The sequence below is a fragment of the Acinetobacter sp. YH01022 genome (genome assembly GCF_013420235.1).
In the GTDB taxonomy this organism is placed as follows: domain Bacteria; phylum Pseudomonadota; class Gammaproteobacteria; order Pseudomonadales; family Moraxellaceae; genus Acinetobacter.
This window is the reverse complement of the sequence record NZ_VOYP01000063.1, coordinates 1-11,692: the sequence shown is the minus strand read 5'-3', so window position 1 is coordinate 11,692 and position 11,692 is coordinate 1. Positions and strand designations below refer to the sequence as shown.

7 protein-coding genes and 2 pseudogenes are annotated in these 11,692 nt (G+C 41.9%); all 9 read right to left on the bottom strand.

From position 1 onward, the window contains the following. Window positions 1–267 precede the first annotated feature (267 nt). The gene (locus tag FTT87_RS14655) at window positions 268–1,032 is read right to left on the bottom strand and encodes a molecular chaperone (protein WP_180175041.1); all 765 of its coding nucleotides are present in this window, start codon (window positions 1,030–1,032) and stop codon (window positions 268–270) included. Continuing rightward, on the bottom strand, window positions 1,029–2,591 hold the full coding sequence (locus tag FTT87_RS14650) for a fimbrial protein (RefSeq protein ID WP_180175040.1): 1,563 nt from the start codon (window positions 2,589–2,591) through the stop codon (window positions 1,029–1,031). Before FTT87_RS14650 ends, FTT87_RS14655 begins: the two co-directional genes overlap by 4 nt. Before the next feature lies 1 nt (window position 2,592). Beyond that, on the bottom strand, window positions 2,593–5,202 hold the full coding sequence (locus FTT87_RS14645) for a fimbria/pilus outer membrane usher protein (protein WP_180175039.1): 2,610 nt from the start codon (window positions 5,200–5,202) through the stop codon (window positions 2,593–2,595). A gap of 19 nt (window positions 5,203–5,221) precedes the next feature. After that, on the bottom strand, window positions 5,222–5,890 hold the full coding sequence (locus tag FTT87_RS14640; RefSeq protein ID WP_257230592.1) for a molecular chaperone: 669 nt from the start codon (window positions 5,888–5,890) through the stop codon (window positions 5,222–5,224). Window positions 5,891–6,058: 168 nt separating this feature from the next. After that, window positions 6,059–6,601 carry a fimbrial protein gene (locus FTT87_RS14635; RefSeq protein ID WP_180175037.1) on the bottom strand — a complete coding sequence of 181 codons (543 nt, stop codon included), beginning with the start codon at window positions 6,599–6,601 and terminating at the stop codon, window positions 6,059–6,061. Window positions 6,602–7,343: 742 nt separating this feature from the next. Next, entirely contained in the window at window positions 7,344–9,548 is a 2,205-nt protein-coding gene (locus tag FTT87_RS14630; RefSeq protein WP_180175036.1) for a TonB-dependent siderophore receptor, read from the bottom strand. Window positions 9,549–9,943: 395 nt separating this feature from the next. Next, window positions 9,944–10,501 carry a hypothetical protein gene (locus FTT87_RS14625; protein WP_180175035.1) on the bottom strand — a complete coding sequence of 186 codons (558 nt, stop codon included), beginning with the start codon at window positions 10,499–10,501 and terminating at the stop codon, window positions 9,944–9,946. A gap of 769 nt (window positions 10,502–11,270) precedes the next feature. Beyond that, a pseudogene (locus FTT87_RS14620) lies at window positions 11,271–11,567 on the bottom strand (transposase domain-containing protein); the annotation flags it as partial. A gap of 3 nt (window positions 11,568–11,570) precedes the next feature. Next, window positions 11,571–11,692: pseudogene (locus tag FTT87_RS14615) on the bottom strand (IS5/IS1182 family transposase); the annotation flags it as partial.

The window sequence follows — 11,692 nt, the reverse complement described above, 5'->3', positions numbered from 1 at the left end:
TTCGCAAGAGATGCGATGGATGTCTGATTATTTGTAGTCATAAATTTAAGTCCCCACTTGTTTCTAAGTGGGGACTAAATTAAGGCTTATAGGATGAATTCAGAAGGTGTGTTCAGCGGACGCTTACCGTGGAACAACAATAATCATTAAAACAACTTTCGCAGCTCTGCAACTTTCCCTATGCTATTAATTTTTACATAAATAATTGTTTTATATAAATAATTAGTAGATTTTCAGCAAACAGCCCTTGATTGTTGCTAAACAATTTTATTTTAGCTGCGTGTGATTCATTTTCGGATCAAATAGACCATTGTGCATGGTTCCCTGATCATCCAAAAGTGTGAATTCAATGCGATCAAATTCGGTAGACTGCGGAGCCTGCTCTAAGGGATAGATACGATTCGCTTGTGCAGGGGTCATCATATCCATCTGTTTTGCAACAATTCTAGATTGCTGACCCTGGATCACTTTTAGTCCGGTAAATGAAATATGGTAGGGTGTAGGGTTATGACAAACTAAAAACCACTGCCCTGCAGATTGTTGTAAGGAAAAGCGTAACTGTGCAGCAATTTGTTCAATATTCATTTTGGCCAAGTTGGCTGGGCGATAAAAAATTTTCAGCTGGGTATTCATGGCAAGATCTAAACGCGCCTGATTTTTGCTGACTGGCTGATTTTGTTCAGGGGTCTTCCCCGCAATTTCATAAAGATTGAGCCAATAGACTGATTCACGATCGGCAGGCATGGCATCGCCATTCTGCACAATGCGTATTGCCTGTATGCCCTTAGGGTTCATCTTAAATATTGCCGGCAATACTACAAATGGGGCTTTCGCGAGATCCAAATTACCCGCACCATCATCTACCCATGTTTGCACCACAAGCGGATAGTCATTGCCATTGGCCAGGAGCAAGGATTGTTCTTTACTCTGTTCTGTATAAATCACCCGGCTAGAAGCAGGCACAATACCTGCATGTGCAACAATACTGTGAGCGAATAAGCTTATATAACATAAGCGTAGAATTGACTTCATTGCATTTTTACCAGCACATGGGCAGTTGCAAGTACGGAGCCCGCCGTCACTGCTCCAGCAGAAGGGAGTTTTTTTAGCACTGCTCGTAATGGAATATTGGTGATCTTGTCTCCAGAAGATTGCGTAAGCTCTGAAAATGCATACCATCCTGCATCGTTGCCATTTGGGTAATTAATCGCATTCCCTAAATAGCACACATTCGTGCTACCACCTGTTCCGGGAATACTCGGATTTTTCCAATCACAAGCATAATGTATGCTAATCCCTCCACCAGTATTGGTGGTATTAGGAAAGCCACTACCTGTATATCCCGGCTGTCCGACAAAGTTCATCAGTGTACTGCCACTATCTTTGTAGAGGAAAATCCCGACATTTTTTGCTCGAGCTGCATTGGTAGAATAGTCATCCGAGACCAATGCAGTCACTCCCTGATTGGTATTGACCAATCCTAAAGTTTTTGCCTGAGTATAGCTGGCTTGAGAAGCCTGAATCCCGACAGCGAATTGACCAGTATTCAGGCCAGCAGTCACATTTCCCGTACATGCAATCTGGATTTGAAAATCTGCAAATACTTCTCCACCTGTATCCAGATGAGTCGTCGAGGTCGTAGGTAGAGTAACAGTCTGAGTATTAGCTGCGGTCGCCCAGCAGGTATTTGCAGCAGGGACAAGGTAGGCTGCATTATATAAGGTATAACCAAAACCATTCTCAGGACCAAAAAAGTCAAAATGGCTTGAAGAATCTTCACCTGCAAAATCATGGATAAACTGTACAGGATTATCAGTTGTTCCTGTAAGTTGGTCATCTGCTAACTGAATATATGCTGAGGGTTGACCACATTTATAATTTCCTGACTCCCCCATACCAAGCGTGCCACCTTCAGTAACAGAATCACAGTAAAAAGAAGGGTTTAATAATGCAGGGGGAGTACCAGCTACTTTAAAAAATTCGACTTGCAGAGTAGGGATATGTCTTAAACGAATACAGTACCAATTTTGGGGACATTGAGTTGCATTTTGGACATCCTCTTCCTTTAAATTTACATCACCTCCATCAGGGATCACGGAGATACTTTGCCACGTTCTTGTTAAGGTAACATTCCCCATTTTCTGACGAATGCCAACTCCTTTAAACCATGTATAATAAACATTTGATGTACCGCCAACATCATCAGGATCAACGACATTATGTCCCCCAACTCGATCATCACCATTGGTAGCCACAAGGAACTTAATATAAGTAACATCACTGGCTTGATCACAACGCCATAAAATCGTGTCAGAACCTACATTTTTAATTTTATATTCTGTTGCAGCAACAGATATCTCTGCAAGCTTAGTTCCTACCGGTTGAATCGTATCATTGTAAAGGTGCAAATTTCCTATTGGAATTTTTGCTGCAGCATTATCATTCGTACTAGTAGTCTTATTATTATCTGTAGTTGTCGTCTTACCAGTAAGATAGTCAACAAAAAAACACTCTGCCTGTGCAGTAATAGTGATGCCCATTAATAGCATTACAAAAACAAGTTTGAGCAAAATATAAAATTTATCATTCATATTATTCATTCTCTACAGTGCATTGTAGTTGTAATTTAATCAGTGGTTGCTGCAGTTGCTGACGGTCAATATGGTAAGGCAGTGTGCAACGTTGTCCAGCCTCATTTCCCCAATCGAAAGTCAGTGTACCTTGTGGCTGTTCAACGCGTACATAAGCCTGCCCAGCCTGTCCGACCATGCCAATCACTTCACCAGCTTCATTACGGACATCTGCCCCCATCGGAATATTTTGCCCTTCAGTTAACCTACTTTGTATCAGCACACTATAGCCATAACGGGTTTTAAAGTTCACTTTCACCGCAGCGCCAGCATAGGGTGCAATACGCTGTTCACCACCTTCCAATTCGATATTGCCGGACACCCCTTGCGGGTCGAGGGCAATGGTATTGTAACGATAAGGACTAATACTCGGGACTAAGGCATAACCAAAACGATCAATCCTGTTGGTTGGTGAACTGACAATTTTTGCACCTTTGGCACCTTTGGCTTCAACCAGTGCAAAGGTATCTCCAAGATAAGAACCCAATGTAATTCCACCAGAGTGAATGGCCAGGGCACCACTGGCATTGAGAGAACTTTGCCAATATTGCTGATTATAGGCACTATTCAGGCCCAGCGACATTTTCGACAGCCGTTTGTACAAACCCACATTATAATTTTGATCATTCGACTGTCCGCTGCCATTCATGCCCAGGTTATAGCTCAAGCTATAGTCTTCATCTAAGGCACCGCTAATGCCAACTTGATAGTTATCACTGTCATTGCTGCGATTATAGTTTGCATTCAGGTTCGGCGTCAGCCTGCCGCGGTTGGAACCAAGCGGGAAAGACAGGCTCAGGCCACCAAAGTTGTCAAAACGCTCTTGCTTGACCGAACCACCTTGAAGGCTATGGAGTTTTTGACGGGTATAATTCAGATTGACACTCAGAATACCAAAAGATTTTTGATAGCCGGCTTGCAGCGATGTATCGCGTTGGCGTCCATCCCGATAGTCTTGGGTAGAACCAGATAAATAGAATGAACCATAACTTCCCAAGGGCTGACTCAGATTAATCTGAAAACGCGAACGCTGTAAGTTGTTATAGGGACTCCACGGATTGCCTTGCTCCCAGGCATAGCGGGATCTTAAAATATCACTGAATTCACGATAGCCACTGGTCGAATAACGATAGCCTGCCAGGGTAATCGTGGTCTTGGTAGGTTGCAGAGTCTTACTGTACGTCAGATTGGTCATCCAGCCATCGGTGGATTCCTGTCCATCCATACTTGGTAACTCGGCTCGCGAGTACGTCAAATTGGCACCCAAAGCGCCCAGGAAACTGCCATAAACGCCGCCGACAGCCAGGGCCTGATAAGCATCTGCAAAACGTATACCGCCATTCATGGTAATACTATTGCTGACCCCATATTCATAATTGATATCAGAAAAAAAAGCATCGTGGGTTTGATCCAGATCGGTCCAGCCCAGTGCCAGACTATAATTCGACAATCCGGCACGTAGAGAGGTCGGAACCGCAGCATAGGGAACTTTAGTGGAATGCTTTGAACCATCGGCTTCAGTGACAATCACAGTCAGATTGCCATCATAATTGGTTGGATAGAGATCATTAATTTCAAAGGGGCCAGGAGCCACCGTAATTTGATAGATCTCGATGCCATTCTGTTCAATCGACACTTTGGCATTGCTCTGGGCGATACCACGGATTACCGGAGCATAACCGCGCATCGAATCTGGCCGCATTCGTTCATCTGTTTGCAGACTCAGTCCCTGAAAAGCCAATCCGGACAAAAAACGTCCTGAGCTATACTGCTGTCCCAGGAGCAGTTGGGACTTCAACTTATCCACTGGGCGTTGTACATAACTGCGAAGATGACGCCAGGTCGTGTCATGCTCATTATTCATGGACAGATTGGACTGCTGCCGATATTGCCATTTGCCCAGATTGATCCCACCGTTAAACCCCATAAAGGCAGATTCATTATTGTCCTGATGACTTAAACGGCTCTGAGAATAATAATAGTTGCCCATATAATTGACAAAGCCAATGCTGCTGCCACTATCCAGATCGGCTGGATTGACATAGCCTCGTGGCAAATTTTTCATGAAACGTTGCGGCACCATCAGGTTCAGACGTAACAAGGAAAAATCAAAATGGCTGCTACTGCCTGTTGCAACCTGGGTGATGGTTAAACATGAGGGAAGTTTAGGGATACTAGCTTGCTGTTTACGGTATGCTTCATCTCCCCAAATACCGGCTTGTTCTAGCAGCTCGGTAGATAAACAGGCATCCACGCCCTGTGCGGCTGCCTGATTGTCAATAAACTGAATGCTACGCCTTTCTAAAAAACGATCATTGACGTAAATATCAACTTTATAGACCCCGGCTTCAATCCGGTCTGCCTGATTAAAACGTTCAATCATTGCAGCACTTAAGCCGCTGCCTTGAAATAAATGCGGATCAAAAGTATAGATCTCTTTTGTCGTCTGCTTGCTATCCGGCTGTGTCAGTGAGCTACTATTGGTGCTAACAGCCAATGCTTGCTGTAAGCAGATAAAATGAATCATCAGGGATAAACACGACGGTAAGAATAAGGGGATGGTTCTCTCCATGTTTTATCCCTACACAATACTAAGGCTGTTGTACAGGAATGTCCTGTTTAGCTATGGCACCATAATCATTCACATAAGTCACGTTCAGTATGCTGTTTTGATCAAGCTTTACTTTTTCAGCGATTGGCCAGCTTGCACTGCTATATGGCGCAATCATATCAACAGAATTTGGGGCAATGTGGTAGCTTTTCTGTTTTGTCCTCAAAGTCGCAGTGGTCAGGTTGGCATAATAACCAGTCGGATTATTAACTGTGATCGTGCTATCTTTTGCATTGTTCTGCAGGACGAAAGTCCATTTTTTAGGCATTTCTTCAACATTGCCAAGAATGGTTTTTGGGCGATAAAAAACTTTTAAACGACTATGTAAGGTCATTACCAATTTATTTTGATCAGCGGTACTTTGATTGAGTGCAGGAATTTGGTGAAAATTTAAATAGAAGATAGATTCGCGATCCCTAGGTTGCTGATTATCCCCCGTATATAGCAAACGTGCAGTTTGTCCGACATTCGGATTGATACGAAATATTTGTGGAGTCACTATAAATGGCGCATCTGCTATATCAGGAGTGGATTTATCATTACCTTGATCGACCCAGACCTGTACAAGATAGGCGGTACTGCCTTTATTATTGAATTGCAAAGTTTTATCTTTGTTTTCAGCATGAAAAATCACTCGGTTATTCGTCATGACCACACTGGAATTTGCTAAGAAGGTAGTAATTATAAGTCCCAATGATAAAACAGAGCGCTTAAAAAATCTGAACATATCTATTCTCATTTTGAGACACACACATCTTTTTGATCATTAATTAGCCTCTTGTTAAATCTTAAACAATTTAACAAGAGGCCACACACATTATTTATAGGTAATAGTCCAATCCATAGTAGATGAAACTGCTCCAGCAGTAGCAACTCCAGTAGCGGTATAGCGTGCAGAGAATGGAAGTGTAACTGCACCACTTGATGTTAAATGCGTGGGGGTCGTATAAGGTGCACCAGCAAATACAATAGCTGCTGCAAAGTCTGAACCTGTAGCCAATTCAATACCAACGTTAGTTGCGGGCGTACCCGTTGCGAAATTTTTTAAAAGATTCTTATTTGTAGTATCAAAACCATTTGGATCAGTAAAGGTTAAAGTAATACCACGCGCATCTACAGCATCACCACAATTTTTAACATAAAGACTAAAGTTCGTCGTGCCCGTTGATAGTCCACTTGCATTTAAGCTCGAAGTCTGTACTGTTGGCAAGGTGACTATTGTTGAACTAGCACCATCAACAGAAACTGCACAAGTATCAGTCACAATTTCACCATTAAAAGTAATGGTACCTGTAGTGGCCATCGCCATATTTGCTGCTCCGGCAGCGATTCCCGCCAGTAATATCTGTTTTAATTTCATAAAAATCCCCTGTTCCTATATATGGTAGATGTACATGCTGTTATTAAGTGAAAATTAACGAAACTTTTAAATCATTTTCAACAAGATAACACCATAGATGTAGAAGAAAAAGCCTTTTTTGCAGAAAAATAGAGGGCCTGTTAGACTTTAAAAAGAGACTTCAAATATGACTGAACTGTTGCTGATGATTACTATAAAAACTGTCAGGGCTATCAAAATATAGCGAAGTCTGGGTTAATGCTCTTGTCTTGAATAAAAGTATCTCTTAGATTCCAATCTACAGGTAGATTCTTAATAATGATCAGTGAAAACACCAAAATGGCAGAATGTCTGAGTGATGGTTTTATTCAGCCCTCTTGTTCTTGAAACTACAGCCTCTCAAGAATGTCCTGCCAAAACATACAATGTTGATGGGCATAAACGTTGCTTACTATATAATATGTCTTTGATTGCAAGCGTATACCCGACACCGTCAGTGTTGCACCTTTTTATCACCCTTGAGTCAGCCTGTGGTAAAACCTGCTGGAGTCAGAAAGGCTTCCACGTATGCGACAACAATTTTTCAATCTGGCTGATTTTCTGTGTCAGCACTCTTTTCAATACATCACTCAAATCGGCTATGGATCCAATCAGCACAGTTCCGCTGACTGGATTAAAGGTCATATTGGCAGCGCATGGGCTCGCTGAGCAATGGTCCTATGAAACACTCAGACAGTTTTCTATAGCAAAATCTAAGATCGAATTAGAAATTTACAGTCCATGACAGTTGTGCGGTACGTGGTGCCCCAAGGAACAAATAGTCATCACCGAAGAAACTACCCGCATCTCGCCAGTATTTCTTATTGAACAGGTTATCTATGTTGAAGCGCAGCATATTGTCATAACCATAAGCCCGGAAGTTATAGCTTGTACCTGCATCAAATACGGTATAAGCAGGTACTTTTACGGTGCCTGTTTTGTTGGCATATTTACTGCTGCTGTACTGCATACCGGCCAATAAACGCCATCCCTCTACTTGCGGCACTTGATAAGACAGATGGCTGACGAAGCGGACAGTGGGTACATTTTGAGTTTGATGACCCTGGTATTCAGCTGTTTGTATTTCTGTGAGACGTGAACGGGTAAGTGCCAAAGTCGAGTTCAGATCTAGATTCTGACCTACGCGCCCTTGTAGACCCAGTTCCAGCCCCAGATTATGCTGCTCACCCTCATTCACATAATAATTGTCTGAGTTGGTATATTGGTTGTCTTGAGTTAAATCAAACACTGCAGCGGTAAAGAGTAACTTTTTCCACTGCTGCTTAATCCCCAATTCATACTGGGTGGAATGTACTGGCGCTAAAGTTACGCCAGCATTACCTTCGATACCTTTATCAGGATTACCCAGAGCATACCAAGGTGCCTGTCCACCATCACTCAAACCTTTGGCATAAGACGCATACAGATGGGTGTTTTCCCCAGGCTGATACATCAAGGCCAGCTGCGGCAGGAAGCGAGTCAAATCGGTATCGCGGATGTTGTTGCCATTCGCATTATAAGCACTTTCATTGACATGCAAGAGTTTGCCACCCAGCAAAACGGACCACGCCTGATTGAAATCAATCTGGTCGAGTAAGTTCAAGGCCGTGTGCTGACTATCCAGTGATTTGTAATGATTGCCTAGAGTTCTGTCATTAGGGGGTACGATGATAGGATCACTATAAATATTTCCTGTACCTACCCAAACCATACTATTAGTAGCATCATATTGTGCATGCCGTTTATAGGTTTGTGACAGTTCCAGGCTAAGCATATGTTGCCATGCTCCAGTGTTGAATTGACCATTTAATCCAGCTTTAAACTGATTGGTCAGATAGCTGTCATTCGGACTACGGAAATCATAAATGTCATAGTTGCCATTTTGGTCAAAGCTATTGCCTAAACCTGAATATTGACAAATGCTACTATAAGAGCAACCCCACGGGAATGCTGAATAATCATCCACCACCACACGGCTTTGAGAAACGGCCAGATTGGCTGTCCAGTTATCATTGATCTGGTGAATATATTTTAAGCCGGTATTTAAACTTTCATTGGTGACCGGTTGGCTCCAGCTTTGATAGCCTAGCAAGCGATCCCATTCAACACCCGTGGGTACTGTTTTACCATCCAGCAACTGATAGCCGGGTACGGAGCGCTGACGTTGGCGCTGTGATTCGATATTAAATTCCAGTTTTGAACGATCAGAGATTTTCCAGTCTAAAGCCAAAGCACCAAACACACGCTTGCCATCGGCATGTTCAACATAAGGATGAATCTCTTCATGCGCCAAATTGACTCGATAACCAAACTGTTGATCTGCTCCAAGGAAACCGCCCAAGTCCGTTGCCACGCGGTTACCACCATGACTGTCGCCTTCAACAGTAAGTGAGTGAATGTCTTGGGGGCGTTTGGTCACATAGTTCACTACACCACCCGGGGTTGCCATGCCACTTTGAAGCGCACTGATGCCTTTTAAAATTTCGACCTGTTCTTTGTTTTCAAGCGCCACATTTTGCTCACCGCGCAGCAAGTGACCATTGAGTAAATAGCTGGATCCCAGATTTAAGGCAAAACCGCGCATGACAAAGTTCGGATAATAGCCAATCGGTGCATAGCCATCCCCTACTGCAGCGTCATTTTTAACTACATCCGTCAGGGTTTTGGCGTGCTGATCCGCGATCTGCTCGGCTGTGATTGTGCTGAGCGATGCCGGAATTTTAGCCAGATTTTGCTGGCTAAAACCGTATAAATTCACCTCGGATTGGTCATAGGCCGTTTGTGCAGTCACTGTGAGCTTTTCCAGTTGCGAGATCTCATTCTCATTTGCAGCATGTACCCATACCGGGCTTAAGCTTAAGCCTAGACATGAAAATGAACCCGCAGCCAGCAATGCTTTTTGTAAATGAGAAAATGAATACGTTTTCACAGTAGTTGTCCAACCCCAAAAGATAATCTTGCAGCATGAATTTGCGGGCATGAGTATTCACAATTTTCTCAGATTGAACAAGCATTTCTACACCATATCCGAGATTTTTTTATCATGCTTCCGATACGGCTTTTTAAACCAGGATTTTGGATTGGGTTTATCCCTCCACTATTCAGATTTAAACTGCAACTTGCTGTGAAAAGTTTACATCATTCAGCCTGTTGAATAGCGCCATACCTGCATATATCTGAGATCTGATTTGAGAATACTGAATCACCTCGGACCAAGTTTGATTTTGGCCTGGTTTGTCTTTTGATTGGATTTAGCATTAAATCACAAGAACGGTATTGCTTAGCCTGTGCCTTTTATTCAAAGACAACAGGCTATTAGTTTTATTAAAGCCTGCGCTGTAAATCTAAATGATTCAGCTTACTATACTGCTGCTGCATATCATTAAATGCGTCAGAAAAACCAATTAATGAAACTTCATTCACAACCGGTTTAGCATTATGAGATACATTAAACTCGGTTTTTACCTCAAAGCCACGCTTGAACTGATCTATAATGGCTTGAGCGTCACGGTATAAACCCTCACGCGCCTGCAAAACACTATTATTATCTACTTTAAGTAGTGTAATAGAATTTTTTGCATGGTTTATGCCAACACTTAAGTTGTAAGAATCGTTCATACGCATTACCGTAATATGGTTTTTACGCATTGTGCAAATTTTAGTATTTTCACTACTCTTTACCCAGCATTGAATATCCCAGCTTGCACGTCCCAGTAACCGATTTTCAGATTTTTCAAGAGAGTCATTTATATGCTGATAATCTACCTGTTGTATTAAATAGCCCAACCGATCATTCTTCATGCTTATAGTTGCAGCTCCTGCCGCATTTGCAATCGTTAAACCTAAAACTGCCCCAAACAAAATATAAGTATTATTTAACATTAGTCTATATAAAAAGCTAAATTTAGCACACTATAGCAAGCTTTTAGCCTTTCACATCTTATACATTAATTTTATTTACTAAATTAAAAATCCATGATCCATTATTTTTATATTATCCATTGTCTTGTCAATGTATGAGATTTAAAGCTAGCGTTCAGATGAAGAGGGTATCTTTTTAATTTTATAGTTTTTAACTTTTACACTAAAGATAATACCTTTAAGAGTGTTATAGGCGGTTGTCTCTCAATCAGGTAAAGGTTATTTTGGAATAAAAAATGCAATATGAATATAGATTTCAGAAGTTAAACCAATCAGCAAGGTTTTTTAACCGCCTTATTTTCCATAAAATAAAGCTTTAGAATATGTAATATATAAAAGATCTCTTTCATAAATCAAAAATTAAGCTATTTGTTGTTGATTATTTGTACCGTAGAATTTTTAACATTCATGCATAATTTTTAGATGAAATACATCGGCTCAAAACAGCTTTCTGAAACACAGCTTAAGCGATTATGAGCATCTCATGGTCAACGTTTTATTTAATGGTTGAGCAATTGCATAAGCATGTTCTAGCTAAAGGCAGACTACCCAAATTACACCTGGAGGATCAGATTCTGCTTTATCTAGGATAATGGGAGCAGTCCAATCATCTACTTAAGTACTAAGCTATGGTACAGAAAGCTTTGTCTAAGCAAAGCTTTCTCGATTAAAGTCAAAATCAGAATTTCTGTCATCCTCAGTAAGCGTCCGCTGAACCCCATACCTATTTTTAATTTTGGTCGGGTTGCCACCGGTGTGGCAGTAATTCTTCTATTTGGGTCACTTTATGTGTCGGTAACCTTTTCAGCACATCACTTAAATAGGCATACGGATCCAAGCCATTCAGCTTTGCTGACTGGATTAAAGTCATGATATTCGCCGCTCGCTGACCACTGCGCAGCGAGCCAGCAAACAGCCAGTTCTTACGCCCCAACGCCCAGGGACGCATTTGGTTCTCAATCCAGTTATTGTCAATCGGTAGATTGCCATCATCCAGATAGCGGCTTAAGGCCTCCCAACGTTTTAGAACCTATCCAGAATATTTTCTATGCAAAAGTAGCCTTAAAAAGGCTAAATTAATGAACTGAAGGCTCGTATTTAGGTGCTTTTCACAGTTTTTCCAGAGCCTTCTGCATTTTTCTAACCAAGCAA